The 24,263-nt window shown below is 40.3% G+C and carries 18 protein-coding genes and 2 pseudogenes; 13 read left to right on the top strand and 7 right to left on the bottom strand.

Annotated features, from left to right (window positions below):
* The first annotated feature begins 575 nt into the window (after nt 1–575).
* From ACRWP9_RS15330 to ACRWP9_RS15315, 4 genes are all read left to right on the top strand, one after another.
* On the top strand, nt 576–1,061 hold the full coding sequence (locus ACRWP9_RS15330; RefSeq protein ID WP_434926718.1) for an AHH domain-containing protein: 486 nt from the start codon (nt 576–578) through the stop codon (nt 1,059–1,061).
* A gap of 146 nt (nt 1,062–1,207) precedes the next feature.
* Complete coding sequence (locus ACRWP9_RS15325) at nt 1,208–1,798, top strand: hypothetical protein (RefSeq protein WP_434926717.1); 591 nt, start codon at nt 1,208–1,210, stop codon at nt 1,796–1,798.
* Nucleotides 1,799–2,110: 312 nt separating this feature from the next.
* Nucleotides 2,111–2,578 (top strand): hypothetical protein, encoded by a 468-nt coding sequence (locus ACRWP9_RS15320; RefSeq protein ID WP_434926716.1) that lies wholly within the window; start codon nt 2,111–2,113, stop codon nt 2,576–2,578.
* Between the two features lie 383 nt (nt 2,579–2,961).
* Nucleotides 2,962–3,306 carry a hypothetical protein gene (locus ACRWP9_RS15315; RefSeq protein WP_434926335.1) on the top strand — a complete coding sequence of 115 codons (345 nt, stop codon included), beginning with the start codon at nt 2,962–2,964 and terminating at the stop codon, nt 3,304–3,306.
* 419 nt (nt 3,307–3,725) lie between these two features.
* Here ACRWP9_RS15315 and ACRWP9_RS15310 read toward each other — a convergent pair whose 3' ends face one another.
* The gene (locus ACRWP9_RS15310) at nt 3,726–4,244 is read right to left on the bottom strand and encodes a hypothetical protein (RefSeq protein ID WP_182742552.1); all 519 of its coding nucleotides are present in this window, start codon (nt 4,242–4,244) and stop codon (nt 3,726–3,728) included.
* A gap of 129 nt (nt 4,245–4,373) precedes the next feature.
* On the opposite strand from ACRWP9_RS15310, the gene ACRWP9_RS15305 reads away from it, so the two are divergent.
* The 4 genes from ACRWP9_RS15305 to ACRWP9_RS15290 all read left to right on the top strand — a co-directional run bounded on the left by ACRWP9_RS15305 (nt 4,374) and on the right by ACRWP9_RS15290 (nt 9,472).
* Nucleotides 4,374–4,640: a helix-turn-helix domain-containing protein gene (locus tag ACRWP9_RS15305; protein WP_434926715.1), complete on the top strand. Its 267-nt coding sequence runs from the start codon at nt 4,374–4,376 to the stop codon at nt 4,638–4,640.
* 667 nt (nt 4,641–5,307) lie between these two features.
* A complete protein-coding gene (locus ACRWP9_RS15300) occupies nt 5,308–6,459 on the top strand; it encodes a tyrosine-type recombinase/integrase (protein ID WP_434926714.1) in 1,152 nt (383 codons plus the stop codon).
* A 6-nt stretch (nt 6,460–6,465) separates the two neighbouring features.
* On the top strand, nt 6,466–8,049 hold the full coding sequence (locus tag ACRWP9_RS15295; protein ID WP_434926713.1) for a hypothetical protein: 1,584 nt from the start codon (nt 6,466–6,468) through the stop codon (nt 8,047–8,049).
* Between the two features lie 595 nt (nt 8,050–8,644).
* Entirely contained in the window at nt 8,645–9,472 is an 828-nt protein-coding gene (locus ACRWP9_RS15290; RefSeq protein WP_434926712.1) for an RHS repeat domain-containing protein, read from the top strand.
* Here ACRWP9_RS15290 and ACRWP9_RS15285 read toward each other — a convergent pair.
* From ACRWP9_RS15285 to ACRWP9_RS15275, 3 genes and pseudogenes are all read right to left on the bottom strand, one after another.
* A pseudogene (locus ACRWP9_RS15285) lies at nt 9,408–9,881 on the bottom strand (IS3 family transposase); the annotation flags it as partial. The gene ACRWP9_RS15290 and the pseudogene ACRWP9_RS15285 overlap by 65 nt on opposite strands.
* A gap of 80 nt (nt 9,882–9,961) precedes the next feature.
* Nucleotides 9,962–11,470 carry a group II intron reverse transcriptase/maturase gene (ltrA, locus tag ACRWP9_RS15280; protein ID WP_434926711.1) on the bottom strand — a complete coding sequence of 503 codons (1,509 nt, stop codon included), beginning with the start codon at nt 11,468–11,470 and terminating at the stop codon, nt 9,962–9,964.
* Nucleotides 11,471–12,137: 667 nt separating this feature from the next.
* Nucleotides 12,138–12,844 (bottom strand): annotated as a pseudogene (locus tag ACRWP9_RS15275) (IS3 family transposase); the annotation flags it as partial.
* A 41-nt stretch (nt 12,845–12,885) separates the two neighbouring features.
* Between ACRWP9_RS15275 and ACRWP9_RS15270 the strand changes: the two are divergent.
* The 4 genes from ACRWP9_RS15270 (at nt 12,886) to ovoA (ending at nt 18,255) form a co-directional block, all read left to right on the top strand.
* Nucleotides 12,886–13,407 carry a hypothetical protein gene (locus ACRWP9_RS15270; protein WP_434926710.1) on the top strand — a complete coding sequence of 174 codons (522 nt, stop codon included), beginning with the start codon at nt 12,886–12,888 and terminating at the stop codon, nt 13,405–13,407.
* A gap of 2 nt (nt 13,408–13,409) precedes the next feature.
* On the top strand, nt 13,410–13,832 hold the full coding sequence (locus ACRWP9_RS15265; protein ID WP_434926709.1) for a hypothetical protein: 423 nt from the start codon (nt 13,410–13,412) through the stop codon (nt 13,830–13,832).
* A gap of 1,004 nt (nt 13,833–14,836) precedes the next feature.
* The gene (locus ACRWP9_RS15260; protein WP_434926708.1) at nt 14,837–15,970 is read left to right on the top strand and encodes a MalY/PatB family protein; all 1,134 of its coding nucleotides are present in this window, start codon (nt 14,837–14,839) and stop codon (nt 15,968–15,970) included.
* Nucleotides 15,971–16,089: 119 nt separating this feature from the next.
* On the top strand, nt 16,090–18,255 hold the full coding sequence (gene ovoA / locus ACRWP9_RS15255; RefSeq protein WP_434926707.1) for a 5-histidylcysteine sulfoxide synthase: 2,166 nt from the start codon (nt 16,090–16,092) through the stop codon (nt 18,253–18,255).
* On the opposite strand, the gene ACRWP9_RS15250 is transcribed toward ovoA, so the two are convergent.
* Nucleotides 18,224–19,357: an ADP-ribosylglycohydrolase family protein gene (locus ACRWP9_RS15250; protein ID WP_434926706.1), complete on the bottom strand. Its 1,134-nt coding sequence runs from the start codon at nt 19,355–19,357 to the stop codon at nt 18,224–18,226. The two genes, ovoA and ACRWP9_RS15250, sit on opposite strands and share 32 nt — an antisense overlap.
* 371 nt (nt 19,358–19,728) lie before the next feature.
* On the opposite strand from ACRWP9_RS15250, the gene nhaC reads away from it, so the two are divergent.
* The gene (gene nhaC, locus ACRWP9_RS15245) at nt 19,729–21,141 is read left to right on the top strand and encodes a Na+/H+ antiporter NhaC (protein WP_434926705.1); all 1,413 of its coding nucleotides are present in this window, start codon (nt 19,729–19,731) and stop codon (nt 21,139–21,141) included.
* A gap of 233 nt (nt 21,142–21,374) precedes the next feature.
* Here nhaC and ACRWP9_RS15240 read toward each other — a convergent pair whose 3' ends face one another.
* A complete protein-coding gene (locus ACRWP9_RS15240) occupies nt 21,375–22,448 on the bottom strand; it encodes a hypothetical protein (RefSeq protein WP_434926704.1) in 1,074 nt (357 codons plus the stop codon).
* 5 nt (nt 22,449–22,453) lie between these two features.
* Nucleotides 22,454–23,503 (bottom strand): hypothetical protein, encoded by a 1,050-nt coding sequence (locus tag ACRWP9_RS15235; protein WP_434926703.1) that lies wholly within the window; start codon nt 23,501–23,503, stop codon nt 22,454–22,456.
* Between the last annotated feature and the right edge of the window lie 760 nt (nt 23,504–24,263).

The raw sequence follows: 24,263 nt of genomic DNA, 5'->3' as shown, positions 1-24,263 counted from the left end.
CTTATTAGAGGAGCGTTAGCGAGCATTATGAAGCTGTTCTTGAATTCTAAGTCACTAATAATAATTTTAGCCCTGAGTCCTTCAATTTGGGCATATTTAGGCTTATTAAATTATATCGGAGATCCTCGAGTAATTGATTCAGGTCTCGACGGAGAGGAAATGCATTTCTTGGAATTAGCCTTTTTGTATCTGTCGTTCACTTCAACATTTTATCTTTGGGTATGTTCGATTATTCATTGCTTCAAAAATATAAGTAAATTACTTTCAATTGTTATTGCGGTTATTTGGCCTCTAATTTACCTTTATATTTTTTATGTATTAGGTTCAAATTGGCGCAGTGTCAAAGCCCGCTAACGTGGCGTTAACGACTATCATAGTAATACTTTTCCTAATGGCAGTAGGCTAAAACTCTAAAACGTTTCTGTCCAAAAATAAGTTAGTGAGTTAAAACATTAATTACACCAATTGACTTACTTATACATGTTATTACGCTATATCAGTATCCATATGAAACTTGTATGTAATCTTGCTATTTGTAATAATAATTTTTTAAAATCTAAAAGGAACTTAGATAAATGAGCAATCAACAAAAAATATATGAAGTATCGGTCACTGATATTGAGGATGATTTAACTCGAATAACAGGTAACCGTACCCTCGCAAAAGCTCATGCAGAATCTCTGAGTATTTATTATCGCGGTGAAATTATTGACTCGGTAAAATATAAAGAAGGCATTATTCCACAAGCAGACCTGCTGTTATCTCGTCGAGTGCGTTGGGAACACATGAAGATGCACTCTACTAAATTAGCCGAGAATATGTCTGCAGCTAATCGTGGAAAGAAGCCTGAAAATACTGCAGCTCATCATATTGTATCCTGGAGTGATATGCGTGCCGCTAGGTCTAGATTAAGATTAGCCGCTTTTGGTATAGATATAGATCACGAAGCCAATGGTGTTTACCTTCCTAGATTTCAAAAGCATGTCCCAATGGACTCAATGCCTGATGCTTATCCTCACTCAAAGATACACTCCGGTAAATACTATCTGAATACTATCTGAATGTTGAATACCTACTTGAAGATACTATAGCCGAAGGTTTAGGCCATCGTGGGATTATTGAAACGTTACGTGATGTAGCAGAAGACCTCAAGATTGGTGTATTTCCGATTAATTCATCTTTAACTGCAGCAGGGTAATAATAACTAATGACTTCAAAGTTTAATAAGGTATTTAGCGTATATCTTGACCCTGATGAATTTATGCTTCTGAGTGAATCCGCATTTGAACATGTTTTGCAATTGACTGAAAATAGATTGCTTTCATTTAACGGTAATATTTCAATGAAAGAATTTTGGGGATTACTCAATGTTGTTTGGCAAGTTGAACCTTCGAACAAGCAGAAGCTTAAAGTACCAGACATAGCTGGCTTAGGAGCCTCTACCTTTGTTGTTTCTCCAATGTATTCGCACTTATTCCTTAATGATTTTGGAAAGAACATTGAGCTTCTAGAATGTAATAATGACGGCGAAAAATGGCTTGCATTTAATGTTTTAGGGTTTGATAGCGCTTTGAATGAAGATCTTAGTGAAAGAAATATGCGTAATGGTCGACCTGATAGGATTCGTAAGTTTAAGCGCATGGTATTTAATAAGAGTGGTATAACTAACCCGAACCTATTTAGAGTTCGTGAAACGGGTCTTTTTTATTACACTACAGATGCAGAAAATAGCTTATATTCAATAGTTAAAAAAAATAGTATTTCAGGACTCTTTTTTAAGGAAGTAGAGTGCTGTTGAGAATAAAATTTTTATTATTTTTTCATATCAAAAAGCTCTGAAAGCTATTGATGCCACTACAACCTCAGTCTATATAACTTTTGGTTTGGATGGATACCATACGCATCCAAATGCATTTTTTGAATTTTCAAATAGCCATGATTCTGAAAGTGGTGGTACAGGAGATGTTGGCTGGTTAAATGATTCGAGAAACAGGAACGTAATATTGTATCTAGGAACGCAAATTGGCGGTAAAATTTTTATAGGAAGCTGTACTGCAGTAACTTGCTTTGATAGTCCATATAGAACTGAACCCAGTAAGGTATTGTAACTATGCGTTTTATTTTATTAATAATTATTCTTATGTTTCAACTTGGTTGTGCGGACCAGAGGGCTAGGCCATTTTTAGATCCATTTCCGCCACTAATCGCTTCTTGCTTGAATGCATATAGTACCAGTGGCGATGACGGACAAGATATTGAAGATATTGACCGAGTTTTTGTTGTGTATGTTGATAAAGGTAAATTTGTGGATATCTTTTTCTCTCATGGTGATACAGGCTCTTTTGACAAAAAAAAGGATGACTACAAAGGCATTTTATCTTGCAGTGGTATTTTAGATGGGGGGTTCAATATTTATCAGCTTCGCGACCCTCATGGAGCTGCGTATTTTATCGATAAACCTAGTATTGGTAAGGGTGTTATCAATGTGGATACTTGTGGAATAGCAAGAGAACGAATGTATCTCTTTGAGTCAGGAAAGGTAAATTATCAGGGAGAGAAGATTTTTGATTGCCATTAATAAATTTAAACTGCTTAAATTGCAAATGGACGCTATTTTCAAATAAGATTATTTTAAACTGCAAAACAACATGCAAACCGAGCAGTTTTATCTCCACGGGATAACCCTATTCGGTTTGCATGTTGCTTTTTAAGACTTACTCTGTGAGTTTTAGGATTACGATATAGCTTAGGAACTTGTTCTGGTCTAATCACATCGGCCGCCTCACTTCAGATGTGATCCCAGAGAAATTTTAATTCGAAACTTACTAATTCGAGCTAAAAGTCTAACTCGGAAATGTCCATTTTCAAGTTTAATGAGCACATAACTAGCTCATTGTTTAATGGCTCATCAACTTGAAATCACGACCAATGCGCTGAATTAATTATAGGAAGCTTAACTTCATGACAACTGATTTAAACAGTAGTTCTATGGATACTAAATACGTTGGTATTTGTGAGTATTTTGCTACTGGAGAAGGTGTTACGTATGTAATAGCATCCGGTACAAAGACTCAAATTAACGAGTTTGCTGGGCCTTATTTTTCAACGGGGTTAGGATTTTACTCGTTTGAAGAAATGAAAAGCGCATTGATTGAATGCGAGGGTATGAATGAAACTTGCATAATGGATGATAAACGCTTGCGAGCAGCATATGTATTGCAAACTCATTTGCCCAGTGTTGCAGATTTGATTAAACAATATGGCTTTGGAACCTTTTCTTATCAGTTCCATTATAACCTTAGCTAATAAGTTAATGATTTTAATTACTAAAGTGCTGCTGTAAATGTAAATTAATTAGGCCCAATTTAAATATAAGCACTAATCTAGTTTTATTTTATATTTGAGCCTAGCAGGTAGAATTTCATCAAACTCACAGCTAAGTGCGTTAACTATTTTGTATAAATTTTACAGTCTGTTTTAGATTTTCATATTGAGGTGTAAGTCACCACGCCCTTTAACACACATTCGCGATAAATTCTTAGGGCCTGTTTTGATGTTTGACCCATTAGTTGCTCAAATCATTGAAGCAGAAAACTTTGATAACCTATTCAAGAAGCCTTTGTACTAACCTTCTTGAAAAAATATTTGCTTAGTTGTGCCACCTTTTGGCTGTGTAGTGGCAGTATTCGTCGGTCACTACACTAGATTAAAATCGACAACACCTTTTACGTAACATGGCTTTTTTTGATCTCATCCATCAACTCATTAACCGCATTGAACTCAATACTTTTAAGATACAGCTCAGCATCCAACAGCTTGAGCTTGCGATTAATTATGGGGCTGTATGAGTCAAACTTATCATTAAGTAATTTAAACGCATCGAGTTTATGTGTTAACTGCTTGATATGTTGTTGAAGTACACTATAGTGGCTTTTCAGCAGGCTCTGATTATGACAATGCTTATCTTGAGTGTTGTCATGTCTTTTGATGAACACTTGAATGGGGCTTTTTAGGCTAAAAAGTTGTTCATAATGGGCATTCCGGCTTCCTTTAGGGGAAAGCCGTTTAACAAGATATTGTTTTTCTAATCTAGATAAGTGGTTATACATACACTTTCGAAGAATGGCGATGTCTTCATAGCAGTTAGCTTTAGCGGTAACAATAAGTGCTTGTAATAAAAACTCCGTTTGAAAAACAACGGGGCAATGTTTATTAATAATCGCTATAAAATCAATTTGTTTCATCTTTGATGGATTCGAGTTGTGAGTAAATGAACCCACTGATGCGAACATCAGTGGGCGGGAGTTTAGCTAATGTGGCAGCGGCAAACTGATATTAGCTAAGTGATTAATTACCACAAAACACACTATAGTGTGTTTTGTTCTGATCTACAAGATAAGAATGAAAAAAAGATTGCGATTGAGTTTGGAAGAAAACTCGAAGAAAAAAGAAAAGAAAAAGGACTACTTCAAAAAGACTTGTCTCAACAATGTGGCTTTAGTCTTAATTATATCGGCATCGTAGAGCGCGGTGAGAAAAGCATTAGCTTAGAGAAAGTGTTTGTTATTGCTGCTATTCTTGAATGCTCAGTGCATGATTTAATCCCCGATGAAAAAGAACTTTCACTCGAAAATGAATAACGTTAAGACATAAGATTGCCGAGTAAAGTGAGGGTTTATTTAACGTTAGAGGAGATGACATGCTACTTAATGCAGTTATGAGAATAATCTTATCGAAGCGCGATTTAGACACAACTCCATGACAATCATTTGCCGTATGGCGAGTATTAATGCTAGTTAAGTATCATTCTGACTGGCAAAGACCACTTAAGCACAAGATAAACGGCTAAAGTGGTTACAACCGCCAAATATTATTTTTGCCCATCAATATACAATTTCATTTAGCGATACTTTTTTAGTATTGAAATGATTACTGCCAGGTTAACTAAATTAATGCATGGTATGACAGCGCAACAATGTCGGTAACATTACTGTGTCATGACGAACCGTTAATACCTCCTAACCCTCAGCCTATTTTTCAATATATTCAAAAAATAATGTACTCAACAATCTAAATTGTTGATGATAATTTTACTCATTTTAAAAGTGTTCGCTATGATATTTAACACTGTGATTATGTAACGTTTTATCATGACCCAAACGTTGTAATATTGACTTTTTTAAATATTAAGAGTGTATAATTATCTGAAATATAACGATTTAATAGTAATTTTTGTATTGTGTATGTTTCAATATCTGTTAATCTGCGCTTAAGAAAAAGCAGGCAAAGACCTGCGTGGGTTAAGCAATGAAAGATTTAACAGTCTCCAATTATGTTAAGCAATATTTATCGTCAAGAGTACACGAAGTAGCACCTTCAACATTGCGTTCTGAGCGTTGCAAAGCCTCAAAAATCATTAAGTTGATCGGACAACGTTATATTGATTCTGTCACTCATAGTGACATCATTCAGCTGCGTCAAAAGTTGCATAAAAGCTATGCAAACAAATCGATAAACGAATTTTATATTATTCTGCGTGCTATTTTCAATAATGCATTTCGTGATGGAGTGATAACACGGAACCCGATGGATGGGGTTCAAAATCTCAAAGTGTGTCACTCTGAGCCAAATCCTTTCACTCGAACAGAATTAACAGCGTTAGCACAAACTAAAGTACTGTGTTCATCTGGAAAAAACGCTTTTCAATTTGGCGTGCTCACTGGACTTCGAATAAGTGAGCTCTTAGCTATATCATGGGAAGATATTGACTTTATTAATGCAAAACTCAAAGTCAAAATTGCGTTAGTTGATAAACAATATAAAACTCCAAAAACCCCAGGTTCTCAACGCACAGTTGAGTTATGTGCTTCTGCTATCAGTATATTAACACAACAAAAACTGATAACTGGACATCGAAAAGCTAGAAAAATCTCAGTGCTTCAACGCGACAATAAAACGAAAAAAATAGAAAATTTATCACTGGTTTTCTACAACACTCAGACAAATCAGCCTTTTATTAGTGCGAAACAATTCAATAAAACATTTTTCACACCTTTCTTAGCAACTGCAGAAGTTAAGCACCGCGGCGCAGGGCAACTTAGACACACTTTTGCAAGCCAAGCGCTGACATCAGGCATCTCAAAAGAATGGCTGGCAAGGCAAATGGGGCACGAAAGCACTGCGATGATTGATATTCATTATGCCAGGTGGATGTGTGCAGATGCACCCGACTTTGTTAATAAAGTTGAACAACAATTCAGTGGCATTTTTACACCTAAACAACTCGATGAATCTATAGCCGTCGTTGAAAACACATCAGATTTAACAACGACTTCAAATACTGTTTCAAACGCTGATATCCAGCTAACTGAGCAGCAAATATCGCAACTGCTCCTCAGTCACCCTCACTTAATCACACAGCATCTAAAAATGCTTTTAAGTCATAGTGTTGGCGGGTAAATGGTTATGAAAAATATTACAACCTTTTTCTCAATATTCAATTGCTTGCACAATAAAAATGGTAGAGCTATCGCAAATACCACACTTGCTCATACATTGAGAATCACACAGCCCAAAAAAAACGTTTTACATTTAAATAAGTTGGAAAAAATATCTCGTTCAGAGACGAATTTCAAACCCGAGTGGAATGAAGATTTATCACACTTTAATCTCATTGAATTGCCAGATGGAATTGTCCCGCTAAATAGTGTTACTAGCTTAGAGCGACATGGTGTAAAGGATTCTATAATGGGCCCGGAAAAAGGTCGTGGAGTTGCTGATTGTAGAATTATAAAAACTAAATCCAAGAGTAAATTGAATGACTGGATAAAATCTAAAGCTCTGCCTGAGGATGCCTGTAGTTTTGTTAGCAAAGTTTTAGCTTCAACGGCTTACATTGATGCACAAGAAATTCTAAATCAGTTTGATAAGTTTGAAATGACGAGAAAAAAACAGCGAATACAACAGCTTTTCAATTACGTAGAGTCACATAATCGTCAGGTTCATTTGCCAAAAACGCGTAATTCCATTCATTTTCAAGAGGTTTTATTTAAGATACCGCTCATAAATGAAATTGGATTAGAGGCTGTCAGTAATCAAGAGATGATGCAGGCTTTAAAGGGGTACTTAACCGAATTTTACCCCTACTATCCAATAGAATTACTGGTACTACACAATGATGAAAGATTAGCCAGTGAAGACATTGTAGGTCATGTGCATGGGTTTATATCTGGCCAAAATAGAGTTACAGGATGCTACGATTTACGAATTGCGCAAATAAAATGCATAAACAATTATTTACGAGAAAAAGATCTTTCTCAATTATGTATGGATGAGTCAGGGAAATTAACGCGAAAACAAAGTAGTGCGATCACATATCATATGCAACGAATGTTCTATGAATATATAAATAAACACTTATTTAATTCAAGGGGGTTAAATGCGGTATTCGCTGATCAGACCGCTCTCACTCCAGAAGATTTAGCTAAAAGAAAAAATCAAAGCCGACAAGCAAAATCCAGCCGCGATTATCAACATGCAATGCGAGTACTTGAAGAGGCTGAAAAAGCAAAAATTAAACTCGAATCTACAAAAGCAGAACAGTTGTCTGCAGATAAGTTGCTCGAAAAAACAAAAATAGAACAGACTTATTCTGATAGGCTACTTAAAAAAACACAAACAGAACACATCAATGTGGTTAACCTAGTACACGAAAATAAACAAATAATAGTAGAACAAGAATCAACAATTATACAAAATAATAAGGTGTTATCGGAAATTGAAGGGCGAGAAGAAAATGTTGCGAAGGTTATCTATGAAATGCTTCGCAGCATGGCTTTCAGGGACTTTTTTACAAGTTCGAAAAGAATCGAACTTGCTGAAAAATACTTAAGTCCAATCTTGTATCGATTTTCCAATTATCTTCCTGACATTTTAAAGCCTGCATTTAAGAAATTAGCAATTGAACTAAAAGATGAATCAGTGGTGAAAACACTAGATAAGGAAGATATGGATAGAAATTATGATGCTGAAGATAATCTAAAGTTGTAACTAAGATAATGATTTTCACTCTACGACATTGCTCATATCGAACTGGACACTAAATTGTTAACCGTCAAATGTGGCGGTTTTTTATTGCATCCTATCCAGAAAATGCTGTAGATGACAAGGTTTGAGGTTCAGCTGGATGCGATTGAATTTTATGATGTTGTGAACTCAGACATCTACTTTCATAATGTAGTTTTATCCGTTTTTAAATGGCTTAATTTGTTTAAAAACCGCACTAATAGAGTGCGAAAAAATAGACCTGCAGTCGATGACTGCGAAGCAAAAACCAATCCTCTTGAAAAGAGGATTACAGCGAAACCCGGTACGTTTATCTCCCACTTTTTGTTCCAAAAAGATGGGAGATAAACTCGGGCAAGGGGAGCCCCTTTGAACCCCAAAAGCCAAACACAGCTGAGCGCAATCGCACCCAAGCTTCACCTATGACAATAACGGTAACCGGCTCACCGGTGATGGCGTAACGTTAAGCTATAACGACCAAAACAAGCCGTTAACGGTAGACAGCAATAATGTAAAAAGTATATTCAGTTACGATGCGAATGGTAACCGCTATAAACAGGTTAAGCAGCAAAACGGTAGTGTGGTATCGACCACGTATTATGTGGGCAGTTTTGAGCGTGAAGTGACCCTAAGCAGTACGGTAGATAAAACCTACATTGGTGACCACACTATTAAGATGAAAGCCCATGTGGGCAGCTTAGATAATCAATCACCGTTCCAGCATGTACTGCGCGACCACTTAGGCAGTGTCGATACCTTGATGGATGCCAAAACCGGAGCTGTACTGCAGCACCGTGGTTATGATGTATTTGGTCGTCCAAGGGACATCGCATCTGGTAATACATTATTATCTGGTACTAATTGGCAAGGTGTCACTAAGGGCTACACCGACCATGAGCATTTGATTGATCAAGAGCTCATTCACATGAACGGGCGGATTTATGATTTCAACATCGGCCGTTTTTTAAGTGTTGACCCGTTTTTACAGTTCCCAGAGAATAGCCAGAGCGCTAATCCGTATTCGTATATTTTGAATAACCCGATGAGAGGGACAGATCCGACCGGGTATAGTGCTGTTCGAGGTGGTAATGCATCTGCTTGGGCCACAAACGAGTTCATGGGAGACATGTATTCCTTCCGTAAAACAGTTGAGGAGATGCAATATAATAAAGCGATGAAAGCGCTTAAAAAATCAACTTCAAATGGCGAGAAAAACGAAGAAAAATCTACGGGTAATGGCTCAAAGAAACATGAAGATGAAGGGGCTAGTGATACCCATGAACAAGAAAAAAATGTTCAAGGAACTCACAGTCCAAGAGAATCTAATACTTACCCTGTACTGGTCAAGCCAAACTGGACACTTTTAGTTGAGAATTTTCAAACTCTACCGGTGACAGATCACCATTAGCAGAATGAAGTCGCTCCAAGTTGTAATATTTCATGTAAGCAGTCACATCTTGCTTCATAAACTCCCTTGTTGGTTGAGCAACGTTAAAAATCCAATCGTGTTTCAAGCTGCCAAAGAAACGCTCAACGACTGCGTTATCCCAACACGCACCCACATCACCCATACTGGCTCGGATACCATAGCTCGATAGCAGCCTACCGAATTGCTTACTGGTATACTGTGAGCCTCGGTCACTGTGAAATACCAGCCCTCTGGCCGGTTGGCGCAGGTTGTAGGCTTTCATTAATGCCTTGGATACCAAATCTGTAGTCATGCGTTTGTCTATGTGCCACCCAACAATCCGGCGTGAATATAAATCCATTACCACTGCTAAATACATCCAGCCTTCACCTGTCTTTAGTAGAGTAAGAGGCAGAGCGTAGTCGAACTATTTCTCTGCTTCTCCTCTCCGAACCGTACGTGCACCTTTCAGCGCATACGGCTCTCCGCTTAATTGTGGCTAACAGCCATGGCAACATCGCTATAGCGAGACGTGACAGTATTTCTAATTTCATCTCTGAGGTAGGGGTTTGCTTCTGGTGATCGCCATCTAAAGGGTAATTTAGGGCTACTCACTAATCTAAATAGTGACGCGCCACATAAATTTCCACGATTGCTTTTACCAAATAACACCCATGTCGTTGCCTGATTTGGTGTCGGACGTTTGATCCATTTCATCATTAACGATTTAATAGAACAACGATATTTCCTAGCCAACCACTTAGCGAGTTTCCAGAAAATAATACGATCAATTTTGCTGTAAACTTTTGCGGTGTAATCAGTATGTCGATAAAATTGTGCCCAACCCTTAAGTTTGCGATTGAGTTGTTCCACTTTGTCTATCTTGCTACAGCTATGATCCCCTGATAAAGCCTGACTCAATGAATGAGAAAATGCTTTGGCTTTACCGTTTGGAATACCAGACACCACTCGCATATTTCCCTTAGGTCCACGCTTTCGAATGATCCTATGTCCGAGAAATATAAAACCGTCATTCACATGTGTAATATGAGTTTTATCCATATTTAACGTGAGTTGCAGCTTACCTTCTAGGAAGTGTCGACATTGGTCCCGAATTGCCTCTGCTTGTTGTTTATTGCCTTTGACAATCACTAGAAAGTCATCAGCATAACGGCAATAAGCAACGGCAGGTTTCCATTGTCTGTTTTCCTCAACCGCAGGTTTTCGCTTGATTTTGATACTGTGGTTCCAGTACCAGCGGTCTTTACGGGCTTTCTTGCTCAAGTAACATTTATCCAAATATTGATCGAACTCATTAAGCATTATGTTTGACAATAACGGAGAAATTACACCACCTTGTGGTACGCCTTCGCTTGTTGCACAAAATAGGTTACGTTCAATATGTCCGGCTTTAATAAAGCGCCAAAGCAATTCATTAAATCGACGACAATTGATTCGTTTACGTACACATTTCATCAATAATCGATGGTGAACTGTATCAAAATAACTTGATAAGTCACCTTCAACTACCCAGCGGCCTCTAGGCTCCTTGGATTCAGTCATTTGTAGCTTAACTGTTCTAATGGCGTGATGGACGCTACGCTCGGGTCTGAAACCGTAGGATAATGAATGAAAATCATTTTCCCATATTGGTTCCATGGCCATGAGCATGGCACGTTGTACTATTCTGTCTCTAAGCGTTGGTATGCCTAAGGGGCGTTGCTTTCCATTGGCCTTGGGGATATAAATTCTTCTAGCAGGTTTCGGTTGATAGTTACCTGACAATAAATCATCTCTGATCTCATCAAGGTAACCTACCAAATTCATCTGTAAATGAATCTTCGTTAACCCATCAACACCAGGCGTTTTAGCACCTTTTGAAGAAAGCGTTACTTGTGCCGCTTGGCTAAGCCAATGCGGATGACTGATAAGGCGCAACAGTCGATTAACGCGGTGCGCTTTATCGGTTGCTGTCCATGTTGCTAATTTGCGTTGCATTTCGCTGATTATCAAAGGTATTCACCTCATTAAGGTCAGATAATTTGCTCACGCAAATCAATTAAACTGCGTCCCTTCGCCATGTAATGGGCTTTCCCCATCTCAGACTACTACGAACGCTCCGCCAGCTTGTTTGTCATCGGGGTCATACTCCCTTAGCATTCAAAACAAACCTTCCCCGGTTTACCTACCTGAACTCAACCATATTGGGGTGGATGCCGATCGCAGTCTTTGACCTTATCGTACTGTAAGGTGATGATGCTTAAACGCAGAATTGTGATTTAACGTTTATCCATTAATAAGTACATATTTATTACTCATTAACTCGGCAATAGTGCCCATACATTTAGCACTATTGCAGCACCATATTACCTATTAATTCGTGTAGGCAATGGCGACGTTTCAGCCCATAGATGCGGGTTAATCGGTTCATGTTCTTCATCCGTCCAATACTTAGTCTAGAGGAGCATCTTGGCTTAACGAATTCGCCTCACTCCCCGTTGTCAGCGAGTTACATCACCTTATCAGCATACGATAAGTCACTGCCGCTCAGACTCAACTATCTGCACAACCAGATAGTGCCATAAACAATGTAGCTCCTGCCGTAGTGTTCATGTATTTCAGATAGACTCGTGGTTCATTAAAGCATTCCATGCTAGTGCTGAACTCCGGGCACACAATAGGTCACGTCACCCGCCCAAACCTCATTAGCCGATACTGGGTTAAAGTTCATGTTTAACAGGTTATCAGCCACTGCATCTGAATGTTTGCGCTGTGTAGTCACCTTGTAAGCTCGTCGCTGGGTAGCTTTGAGTCGAAGGCGGTGCATAATTTTACGAACGAGATAGCGACCAACCTGGTAGCCTTCCTTGCGCAATTTCTTCACCATTTCACGATTTCCTAAGCTGCCTCGACTTTGCTTAAATAGCTGTCTAACAAGGCGATAAAGCTTCAGTGTTTCAAGGCTTATCACGTTTGCTGGGCGTTTATGCCAATCGTAATAGCCTGACTTACTGACACTCATTACTCGGCATAAGAGTGCGATAGGGAACCGGTTAGATTGCTGTTTGATGAAGCGAAATTTTACTTCATTTCTCTCGCAAAGAAGGCGCTTGCCTTTTTTAGTATTTCTTTCTCCATGCGTAATTCTTTGTTTTCTCTACGCAATCGTTTCAACTCATCACGCTCAGATTCTTCTAAGGTGATACCTTGTTGCAGGGCTTGGTGTTTTTCCTTCCAGTTGTAAAGCAGGCTAGTGCTAACCCCAAGAGACTTTGCTGCATCAGCAACGCTATAACCTTGCTCTAGCACCATCAAGACGGCTTCATCTTTAAATACCTGCGGATAACTCTTATGTGATTTTTTTAGACTCATATTGACCTCTTAATTTATTGACCATACTGTCTCAAAATTAAGTGTCCGATGGAATTAGACCAGAACAAACTAAAGAGCGAAATGAGCTTGAAGATAAGTTGAAAGCTAAGTTGAAAGCATTGAATATTATAGCTGGTGTTGTTAATAAAAATGGTGGATTTGAACGAAGAGACGATGCTGCCGCATGGTATCATAATAATGTAAATTCATTAGCAATATATTATGACACAGAAATTGGAGCTGAAATATTTAAGAACTCCTATTGGACGGGAGAAGAGCTTGTTGATAAGTATTATTTGGGTATTGTTGTGACCTCTCATATGAGAAACCAAGTAGATTTATCAGGTTCAGTTAACAATCCCAAATTAAATATATCTGGAAGATGGCATTCTCACGGACCTGATCCGGCACCTTTTACTATAGGTGCTGATACAGACTGGGCAGACCAGATTGATTCAAGAGCAGCGTATTTGTCTAGAGCGAACAATTATTTACTCAAATCATATGTTTTACAAAAATATTCTAAGGGTGCAGAGGTCAATATATGTGGAACAAAATGCTAATAATGAAATTGTTGTCTTTTTCAATATGTGTATATTTTATTATTTTTTCAAACAACACGTTAGCAACAAAGGAAATTGATTATGAAGATGTCAATTTCTACACTTTGGCTGCGAATGAGACTGTTTTGGATGGCAAAAAAATACAGATTCAAGGATGGTTAGAAGTTTGGGGTGACTTTGATGATGGTAAATACTCAGTCTATTTATATCCAGTTGATATTAGCCGAGGGAATAAGAATTCTTTTGATAGAATAAAGGTTGTTGTAGATAAAGAAGTATTTGACTTTGCTAAAGAAAGTCTTAATCAAAAGGCTGTTCAAGTAATTGGTATTTATAGCCAAAAAAAACCTTCAAAGAGTGGGGTTTTCGGTAATATAAGTAAATTATCAAGATTAAGGGTTAATCCATTAACTGAAAATAATTAAGACGACCAACTGGCGGTAAGAAATTAAACATAGACATTAAACATGGCCATATATGGACGCTCCCGGTGAGTCAAGATAATACTCTGCTCACCGAAGGCTTTTTGGCCTTAGTTTCCTGTACAGCATTCTCACTCTTATCGTTGCTTTTTATGCGCGCATTTACCGCTAGAAGTGGTTTTACTGCCCTGATATTTATAAAGTCGCGGGCTTAACAGTGAAATCTGAACCTAATGAAATCAGTTCATAATTATTGACTTTTTTCAACTTCAGGAATAAAGTCAATCTTACTTAGCAATTGCAGAATCTGATGATGTAAAATTCTGCAACAAAATGAATTTAAACGACTATTTTAACTATTTAATTCGAGAGTCTGGGTTCAAATCCCTATCCCTCCGCCACATTCAACGAGAAAGCCTCATCATAAATGATGAGGCTTTTTTGTTTTGGCGAAAGATAAAACTTTAAACCCTAGGTTCCTCTTTATTACAAGCAATCCCTCCGCCACATTCTAATGAAGAGGCCTTATCGAAAGATAAGGCCTTTTTATTTGGGCTAAAAATAGGAATTTAAACCTCTGGGTTCCGATTTGTGACAAGTTAGCTATCCATTCGCTACATTCCAAGGTTGTTTCATTTTTGACTTTATTAACTTGGCAGTGATTTATGTAAGAGTGTAATCACTGCGAGTGATGGTTTAAGCTAATTTTCATATCAGAAATCACTTTTGGCTAATGGGTCAGACAGCTGCACATAAGGGTTCTATTTGATGCTAATCAGCAATTTTTTGGGGTATTAATGTCTGACTTGTTTTGACTCTGTCATTTAAATAGAGGTACGGCTAACTATAATACTATTTTATGTACTCCCTCAGACAAAAAAAGCATGTAATATTAACAAGCTCTTGGGTTATTTTGACTTGTGTTTTAACCTAAACCAAAGGTTAATAGTCATAGCTAAATCGGCTGTTTTCTGCAGACTGCTAAATTAACGTTTAAAGGACCCGCAATGAACTTCAGTGATAAACCTGACCGTACATCGTCAAAAGCCCATAAATGGGAAAAATATAAAGGTACCGATATACTGCCTATGTGGATCGCTGATACTGAGTTTCGCTGTGCTGAGCCTATCTTAACCGCCTTACATCAGCGCATTGATGATGGTCTGTTCGGTTATACCTCACCGGCTCACGATACCGATGCCTGTGAGGCCGTTGTGGCGTGGTGTCAACGTCAATATAACTGGAAGATTGATCCCAGTTGGCTAGTGTGGACTCCGGGTGTAGTGCCGGCGTTTAATGTGGCTATAAAAGCATATTGCCAAGCAGGGGATACGGTTATCGTACAAACACCCAATTATCCTCCTATATTAGCTGCAGCGGGTATTAATCATCTCAACCGAACCTGTATAGGCTCGATAAAAGTGGCAGGGCGCTGGACACTCGACTTTAATGCCTTAGAAGCGGCGGCCGCGGATCCTAAAGCCAGCTTATTTATTATGTGTAATCCAATGAATCCGCTTGGAACAGTCTTAAACCAAGCAGAACTCGACACAATTGCAGCAATCTGCACGAAGCATGGCGTCATGCTGTGTTCGGATGAAATACACTGTGATTTAATTTTAGATGACGTGCCACATTTACCTGCCAGTGCGCACCCAGAGTTGGCTGAGCATTCAGTGACATTGATGGCCGCGAGTAAAACCTTCAATATTGCGGGATTAGGTACGTCTTTTGCTATTATTCCCAACGCAAAATTAAGAGCAGCCTTTAACCATGCCGCCCGTGGAATTATGCCATCGGTCACTGTGACAGGCCTTACTGCCACCAATGCAGCCTTCAGACATTGTGATGAGTGGCATCAACAACAAGTGGCTTATTTAACAGAAAATCGCGATTATTTAGTCACTGAAATTAACAAAATCGACGGTTTAAAAGCTATCGCACCCGCGGCAACTTTTTTACTCTGGGTTGATGCCAGCGGGTTGCAAGTTACCGATACGCAAGCCTGGTGTGAAGCCAAAGGTGTCGGCCCATCAGCGGGCAAAGACTTTGGTGATAAAGACTGTTTTCGCTTGAACTTCGGCTGTTCACGAGATTATTTAGTCGAAGCCATTAAAAAACTGCAGGGCAGAGACGTTTAACCGCCGGCAAAACTTTTGTTTTTTTACGGGTAATATCAATATAAAGTAAAAAAATTGACCCTTCATCCAGTAGTTACTCGTATAAATGTAGAATAAGAATTAAGGGAACGTGTTCCACGATGACATTACCTATACAAAACGCTCAAGAAATGGCTAAACGATCGACAACGTTTGTTGACTCTGGAGCATTGCGCAGAACCCCTAAACTCAACAGTGGCACCGTGGATGATAAGCGCCAAGAAATAGCGCTTTACTTCACCAACACCTTTGATACCTATACGCAACTGTTTGATTGTTTGCGCGATGATGCCGGTTTTTATCAAAAACCTATCCCCTTGCGCCACCCGCTTATTTTCTATCTTGGGCATACGGCCACTTTTTTCATCAACAAGCTACTATTGGCAAAACTGATACCTGATAGGATTAATCCTCATATGGAATCAATTTTTGCGGTGGGTGTTGATGAAATGAGCTGGGATGATCTGTCTGAAGACAGTTATGACTGGCCCAGTGTTGCTGCGGTAAAAGACTATCGCGCTAAAGTACGTGCCACAGTATTAACATTAATTGATACCTTGGACCTGGTGCTACCCATTGATTGGGACAACACCTGGTGGCCTATCGTCATGGGTATTGAGCATGAGCGTATTCACCTTGAGACGTCGTCGGTACTCATTCGCCAACATGAATTGGCCAAAGTCCAGCCATTACCTCAATGGCAAGCTTGCAAAGATACTGGCCAAGCTCCAAAAAACAAACTTATCAGCGTTGCCGCTGGCTCAGTAAATCTTGGCAAATCACTTGATAGTGCTTTCTATGGCTGGGACAACGAATATGGCCAACATCAGGCAGAGGTCGCTGAATTTAAAGCCAGCCAATATTTAGTCAGTAATCAGGAGTTTCTCGAGTTTGTTGAGGACGGTGGATATGAGCAAAATCGTTTCTGGAGCGATGAAGGCCTGGCTTGGCGGCAATTTACTGAGGCGAAACACCCAGCATTTTGGCGTTGGCATAATGGCTGGTATTTGCGCTTGATGACGGAAGAAGTGGATATGGCTTGGGACTGGCCTGCTGAAGTTAACTACCATGAAGCGAAAGCGTTTTGTGAATGGAAAACAGTAGTAACCGGGCAACAAATTCGCATGCCAACTGAAGACGAATGGTATCGCTTGTGTGCACAAGCGGGCGTCGAAGAGTTGGGGAATAGTGCCGCCAATGCTAACTTGCATCTTGACCATTTTGCCTCATGCTGCCCGGTAACGCGCTATCAACATGGTAATTGGTTTGATGTGGTGGGCAATGTGTGGCAATGGACCGAAACGCCTATTTACCCGTTCGATAACTTTAAAGTACACCCATTGTATGACGATTTCACCACGCCAACTTTTGATGGTAAACACAACCTGATCAAAGGTGGTTCATGGATTTCAAGTGGCAACGAAACACGCCTTAGTGCACGTTATGCATTTAGGCGTCACTTTTTGCAGCACGCCGGATTTCGCTATATTGCCTCTGAAGTGGAGGCAACGTCTCATAAGGCTTACTACGAAAGTGACCAGTTGTTGTCAGAATATGCAGAGTTTCACTTTGGTGACACCTGGTATGGCGTAGATAATTTCCCTAAAGCCTTAGCTGATATTGCACTTGAGGCTATGAAGGGTAAACCCACAGCTAAAGCCCTTGATCTAGGCTGTGCCTGTGGCCGAGCAAGTTTTGAGTTGGCGCGTCAGTTCGATGAAGTAGACGGTATTGATTTCTCTGCAAACTTTACTCGCCTAGCGGCTAAAATGGCACAGCAAGGTGCAGTGCGTTATGCCCGAGCGGAAGAAGGCGAATTAGTTAGCTATCATACTCGTACCCTGCAAGAACTAGGGTTGCAAGCTTATTCAAACCGCGTAGCATTTCATCAAGGCGACGCCTGTAATCTCAAACCCCAATTCACTTCTTATGATTTAGTACTGGCGGCAAATTTAATTGATAGGCTCTATCAGCCGAGCCGTTTTTTGGCCGATATCGCGGCGCGTATCAATGACGGCGGCTTGCTCATTATTGCATCACCTTACACTTGGCTGGAAGAGCATACACCTAAGGAAGAGTGGATAGGGGGTTTCAAAAAAGATGGCGAAAACTACAGCACATTAGATGGCTTGAAAGATCAATTATCAAGCCACTTTAAGCTAGTGGGTGAGCCGCGAAAAGTCCCGTTTGTGATCCGTGAAACTCAGCACAAGTTTCAGCATACCTTGTCTGAACTTACGGTTTGGGAGCGCTTGCCTCGCGTATAAGCGCGTCAATTTCTTGAGCTATCAATTTGTGGTCTACCAGTTGTTCAAACCAGCTGGTGGCCACAGTATCGCATTGCAAGCCAAGCAAGGTTCCCAGCACTATGCCGCGATGTACGTTGTCACCGCCTAAGTTAGTATTGACTTGCAGTGCTTGCCAAGGATCATCTTGGTATTTACAGGCCAGATACAAGACTATGGGCCAGGAATCTGAAATATAACATGCCCTTGAAAACACTTGGCCGACGACTTGATTGTCGGGCACGTTACGTTTTAACAGACTGGCTAAATTAGTACTGGTTAGACCTATACTTGCTTCAAGTAAAAGTGCTTTAGCGCCGGCCTCATCCGGCCCATCCAACAGACCACACAAGAGTTGCACGTAGCTATCACATACCTGCATTAAAGATTCATCAGGATGGGTCAAGGCCAGATGCGCTCGGCAGGTAATCTTTATTTCGTCTTCGCTTATGCCTTTAAGTCGTTCTGAAAAAACCAAGGGCGCTATGGTTACCAATGCACCTATGGATGCGGTGTCGTGAGTTATCATCCCACAATTTTCAGGCTTGCGTCCCTGCGCCAAGTTAGCAAAAAATCCTCTGTGGTAGGACTCTGCATAAGTATCGGGATGAGCGGCGGGAGTCATTGTCATAAAGTCAATGTAGGCATTAACAAATGCTTGTCGGTCGTAGCGTTGTGGCGAACGCGCCAGGGAGCGCATCAGCACACGAGCGCAATGGGCGTTAAGGGTATTTTCACCCGCCTGCATGCCTTGATGGTAATGCACATTCGGTCTGTCCCAAAACTGCGCCTTATCTTTTAAAATAATATCGCCTACCACTTGCGGCGGCTGATCTTTAGATGCATAACCCTTAGACGACCTATCATTGGATTGTCGCCCTCCTTTGTGTTTAGAGTGCAACGACATAATAGATGAAGGATGAAACTCAGGTGCGGCTTCAAAGCGCTTAATACCACCCGTAAAAGCACGCTCGATTTCCATTGGTTGATAATACCAATGCACCGGCATGGCCAAAGCATCAGCAATAAAGCTTGTTTTAAGTGCCCAGGTAACGCGAAGTGGCTGAGAAGGGTTGTGATCCATGGTAATGCCTCTTTTACATGGAATAAAACACGCGCAAATACATTAGATACCGCAACAATAGCTTACGAATCGATAACGAATGGGTAATTTTTACCATGTTAATATTGATTAAAAACGTATGTGGTCATCTTTGATACGTCATTTATACCAGACTAGATGTTTTTTTAAGGCAATAGGCTAAATTTACTTCGCAACCATAATCTTCACTCAGACAAGCGCAACAGTTTTTTAACCAGCTTTGTCTTTGGCGCTAAACGACCACTTACAAAAGATGGATGGTTTATTTTTGATATCCTGCTTGTTTATAGTTTACCCAATTACTTGTACTGATATACTCAGCTTCATTCCAATTGTTACCATAATGTGTGCCAATGTCTGTAATTACGCCTAACTTACCCCGTAGCCCTAGCTTTTTGCAGTCTCTTATCTGTTTTAGCGTGATTATCATCACCATAGCGGGTGGACTTTTTGGTCTAGGGATCAGCCTGCATACACTAATGTTTCTGTGCCTGTTGTGGGTAGGACTCAACGCTTTTAGTCTTGGTTACGGCTATATACAGATACGTGAGTTGATGACTAACGCCCTCACCAGAGCCATGCCTGCCATCTATATATTTATATTGATCGGTATGGTGATTGCTAGTTTTATGCACAGTGGCACCATCGCCACACTTATTTATTATGGCCTTAGCTGGTTGAGTCCGAGTTTGTTTTTGGCTGTTGGTTTATTACTGTGCGCCTTGATGTCGCTAGCAACTGGAACATCTTGGGGTACCGTTGGCACCTTAGGTGTGGTTTTTATTGGTATTGGCTCTGCCATGAATATTCCCTTACCTTTGGTTGCCGGTATGATTGTCTGCGGTGCCACCTTCGGTGATAAAATGTCGCCGATTTCAGATACCACAAACCTCGCTGCTATGAGTGCTGGCACCGATCTTTATCGACACATTTACGCCATGCTGTTCACTACAACGCCGACTTTTATCCTTACTTTTTTAATATTTATAGTGATCGGATTTAACTATGGTGAGCAAAATATAGACTTGGCAGAGGTCACCTCAATTCAAACAGCACTCGCCAACAATTACAGCCTTACGCCGCTGATTACCTTATTACCCCTGATTTTACTCGCGGTACTGAGCATTAGAAAAGTGCCCGCTGAAGTGACTATGTCATGCAGCATTATACTTGCCGTGCTAATTGCGATTTTTTATCAGCAAGAAAGTGCTATCTCTGTGCTTAATGCGCTGTGGGAAAATACACCGGAATCAACGGGTATCTCCAGTTTAGATGCTTTGCTTGGTCGCGGCGGCATTAGCAGCATGAGCTGGACCTTACTGCTGGCGTTAATGGCTATCGCGCTAGGCGGAATTTTACACGGCGCGGGATTTCTCACCGCACTATTAGCTGGCATCATAAAAAGAGTGCAGCGCACCGCTACCCTTATTGCGACAACGATTATGTCGGGCTTTTTAGGTAACATTGCTATGGGCGAGGCCTATATTTCGATTATTCTAAGTTGCCAACTGTTTAAGCCTAAATATGAGCAACAAAATTTAGAGCCAGCCATTCTTTCGCGCTCAGTTGAAGAAGGGGCTACGATGACCACAGGTCTTATTCCGTGGACTACGGCCGGTGCCTTTTATACTGCCACACTAGGGGTAGATGTACTTGACTACGCGCCCTATGCTTTTTTCAACTACCTTAATGCCATTGTAGCAGTGGCAATGGCAGCCTTTGGCATTGGTCTTCTCAAACTGAAAACGAAACCTGATGTGGCATAAAGGATATTGATATCATATAAACCCTCCGGTTTTTTAGTGTTAATACGGTAAAATTCAAGCCAATGCTTGAGTTGAATCGACCTCGGAGGTGTTTAATATTCGTAGACGATGTGGAATATTATTCCTTTTGAATAGGGGGAATATATGAGTGTCTGATTTTCTGACCTAATCGATAAATTCAGCTTTAGTACTAGCTCCAAGGTCGAGGAATTCATAGTGACATCAAGCCCCCCTTATTCCCCGGCCATCTTCTGCAAAAACTCTAAGCGTTGCTGTTCTTGTTCATCGGGTTGCCATGGCTCATCTGACAGTTGTTCGACAGCAAAATCGCCAAGATCAAAACTAGGCTGCTCGCTATGACCATAACGCGTTAACTCCCCGGGCACACCAGGGCGAAGCTCTAACACAAAAGTCGCTATTTTGAAGGGGCCTGAGTGTGTTGCAAGCACGCCTTTATAAGCTTTAAGCATCATTTCAGCACCACCTTCTGAGAGTTTTTCTGAGCTGGTGAGTAAGGCTATTGGTTGGCCGTTTTCATTGTGTAAATTAGCCCGTAAACGATAATAGCCCGCTTGTTCAACGTCTAATTTGATGGGGATAACCATATCACTGCCTTCTGCCCGAATGTTGCCTACTCCGGTGATAGTGGCTGCTGGATAACTGTATTCAATGCCTGTTGATATTGTTTGCTTTTTGCCTTTCGCGCTAAACGTTACACTCACTTCTATTGGGCCATCCCACTCTTCTTTCGCGTCGAGCTGTGCAGCCCATTCCCCTTCATCGCCGAGCATATCTTTTTTAGCAAGTATGTCATTACCATAGTTAATATCAGTACTTTGTTCGTTTTTAAGCGAGACCTTAACAGCCGTTACTGCCATGCCGTTTACGACAAGTTTTACTATTACAGGTTCAGGGTAGCTGAAACGATATTGAGGTAGCACTATGCTAGCGCTGCCGCCGCCTTGTAACATAACGGGCTGTGGCAGGTAATTGTTGGGGTTGAGTAAGTGGCTATCTTCAGCAGTTAATGGCATTGAATAAGAAGGTAACGTTAGCTCATTAGCATAGGCATCTGCCAACAAAGAGAAACTCTCACTAATAGACTCAGGGATTGTTTCTACTTGATATTTTATCTTGGGTTTTACCTGCGAAGTTTGAGCTGGCGGCTGAGTAATAGAAGGCTCCTTTTGGGGTGTAATCAACGCCTGAGCTGGCAATGTCGCTGGCTCAGAGGTGAAATACCAATACCCTGCTAGACCGACTAGCAGGGTAATAGCACTGACAAGTTTTTTATTATACTTCTTCACAATGATTAATTAGCCGCCTGATACACAAGGGATGACATACTGGTATTCGCCGAGTTGCGGACTAGTCGATAACGTGAACTAAACACCCACCAACCGCGCTTTTCTTCATAGGTATTAAATTGTAAATTGTCACCATTTAGGTAATTAGCACTGCTGTTAGCTGTGGTGACTTCATCTTTGGCACTGTTTAAAATAGTGTCACCATGACTGTAGCCTTCGCTCATTAACATAGGGTAATGATACGGCATAAACTGGCTCGGGCCACTGACAGATTGAAGTTTACCATCAAATGCGACACTGCGTGAGCAGCTGTTATAAGTGCCTACCGATGCTGCACCACAGCTTGAGTGGCTGGCGACTACGCCATCATCTTCACCCGGTAAAAATGCACCCGTAGCCCCAAGAAAGTCAGACCCAGCACCCGCAAAACGTAAGCGGGGTACTCTATTTTCTGGAAAGGGCGCAAGCTGGCGAGCACTATTAACACGTAAATCATTAAGTACACCAATTGTTGATGGTGTTGGAGTGGTGCCTAGCCATAAGGACACTGCAAACCTTAAGGTTGCATCGATAAGTCCTGAGCCATTGGCAACATTGACGGCAAGATCGGCTAATTCAACACCACCACCCGCACCAGCAAAATCGAAGGTGGCCACAATGTTTAATGGCTGCAGACCGGCATTTTGTAACCATAGTGCTTGATTATCAATAATATAACGGGTGACTAAATCACCTGTCGAGTGAGTGACAAACACACAGCCACTGGCACAGGTTCCATCACGGGACATTTGCTGTAATTTAGGCCATACGTAATTGCTAGTGATTTTATTGGCTATACGCTCATGTGATGGCCAATCGATACGTTCATCGGCGCGATCCCGCCAATACTGAGCCCAATATTGATCGCCATTATCGCTAACCTGAGTGCCTGTTGGCTTACTTTGTAAGTTGTCGGGTTGAAAGCCATGTACTAATACGACTGGATGGCCACCTACAGCGGCTTGAGCTGCACCACTGAGTAAGCCCGCCATGAGTAAAAATAGTGATTTATTCATCTGATATCCTTGTCTATTGTCTGCTACGGCGGCCACCATTACGACTAACATTATTGTGTTCAATGAAGGTAATAGTAGCGCTAGCATTTTTATTATAATTAGGGGGTTAATTTAATTTTTTTTTACTTTCAGCAATCAACATAGAGGAGAAAAAAAGATTGCAACAGTTAAAAATTAGTCATTTTATGACAAGAAAGGGGCTCGTGTTTGAATGTTTTATAGTCAGTTTTATAAAGTTATTTTGAAGGTGTTTACCATAAGTGATTTTAAGGCATGGTTATTGTCAGTTTAAATCAATATTGTTTTAACATTTTATTAACACTGGTGTTTTAAGTTTTTACTCCAATTATTTTAAAAATATAACATTTAATTAAGTATTACCTAAATATCCCGCCTCGTTAACATCAAAAGTAAGCTTGTGCAGGTTTTTATATAATGCAATCGATTTGATATCAGAGGGATGATTTTTAACGTAATAGCTTTATGTACCATTCCCGATACAAAATAATTTTTTTGTTTCTCTGCCTAGCATAAAACCTACTCTATGCAATACTTTATTTTAGTGACGGTTACATTTTTCTAACAAATTGTTGTTGAGTCATTCAATGAATAATTTATCAAAGCTTGCGAGTACCATGCATGCTCAGGTTGGAACATTTATTTTGCATTAATTTATATTGCTTAAACTTTACCAAAATTAAGTGATTAACTTAACGCTGTAACCCTAAATGGATTTTGAAGAGAATTCTCATGGATGGAT

Origin of the sequence: Shewanella sp. HL-SH2, assembly GCF_051164935.1 — a bacterium.
GTDB lineage: Bacteria > Pseudomonadota > Gammaproteobacteria > Enterobacterales > Shewanellaceae > Shewanella > Shewanella glacialimarina.
Note: the sequence above shows the minus strand (reverse complement) of the source record. Positions and strands in the feature narration are given on the sequence as shown.

Coding starts and splice junctions, on each gene's coding strand:
- ACRWP9_RS15250 (WP_434926706.1), bottom strand. CDS start 19,357: ATGGATCACAACCCTTCTCAGCCACTTCGCGTTACCTGGGCACTTAAA.
- ACRWP9_RS15265 (WP_434926709.1), top strand. CDS start 13,410: ATGAAATTGTTGTCTTTTTCAATATGTGTATATTTTATTATTTTTTCA.
- ACRWP9_RS15330 (WP_434926718.1), top strand. CDS start 576: ATGAGCAATCAACAAAAAATATATGAAGTATCGGTCACTGATATTGAG.
- ovoA (WP_434926707.1), top strand. CDS start 16,090: ATGACATTACCTATACAAAACGCTCAAGAAATGGCTAAACGATCGACA.
- ACRWP9_RS15315 (WP_434926335.1), top strand. CDS start 2,962: ATGACAACTGATTTAAACAGTAGTTCTATGGATACTAAATACGTTGGT.
- ACRWP9_RS15260 (WP_434926708.1), top strand. CDS start 14,837: ATGAACTTCAGTGATAAACCTGACCGTACATCGTCAAAAGCCCATAAA.
- ACRWP9_RS15300 (WP_434926714.1), top strand. CDS start 5,308: ATGAAAGATTTAACAGTCTCCAATTATGTTAAGCAATATTTATCGTCA.
- ACRWP9_RS15320 (WP_434926716.1), top strand. CDS start 2,111: ATGCGTTTTATTTTATTAATAATTATTCTTATGTTTCAACTTGGTTGT.
- ACRWP9_RS15235 (WP_434926703.1), bottom strand. CDS start 23,503: ATGAATAAATCACTATTTTTACTCATGGCGGGCTTACTCAGTGGTGCA.
- ACRWP9_RS15325 (WP_434926717.1), top strand. CDS start 1,208: ATGACTTCAAAGTTTAATAAGGTATTTAGCGTATATCTTGACCCTGAT.
- nhaC (WP_434926705.1), top strand. CDS start 19,729: ATGTCTGTAATTACGCCTAACTTACCCCGTAGCCCTAGCTTTTTGCAG.
- ACRWP9_RS15295 (WP_434926713.1), top strand. CDS start 6,466: ATGAAAAATATTACAACCTTTTTCTCAATATTCAATTGCTTGCACAAT.
- ltrA (WP_434926711.1), bottom strand. CDS start 11,470: ATGCAACGCAAATTAGCAACATGGACAGCAACCGATAAAGCGCACCGC.
- ACRWP9_RS15310 (WP_182742552.1), bottom strand. CDS start 4,244: ATGAAACAAATTGATTTTATAGCGATTATTAATAAACATTGCCCCGTT.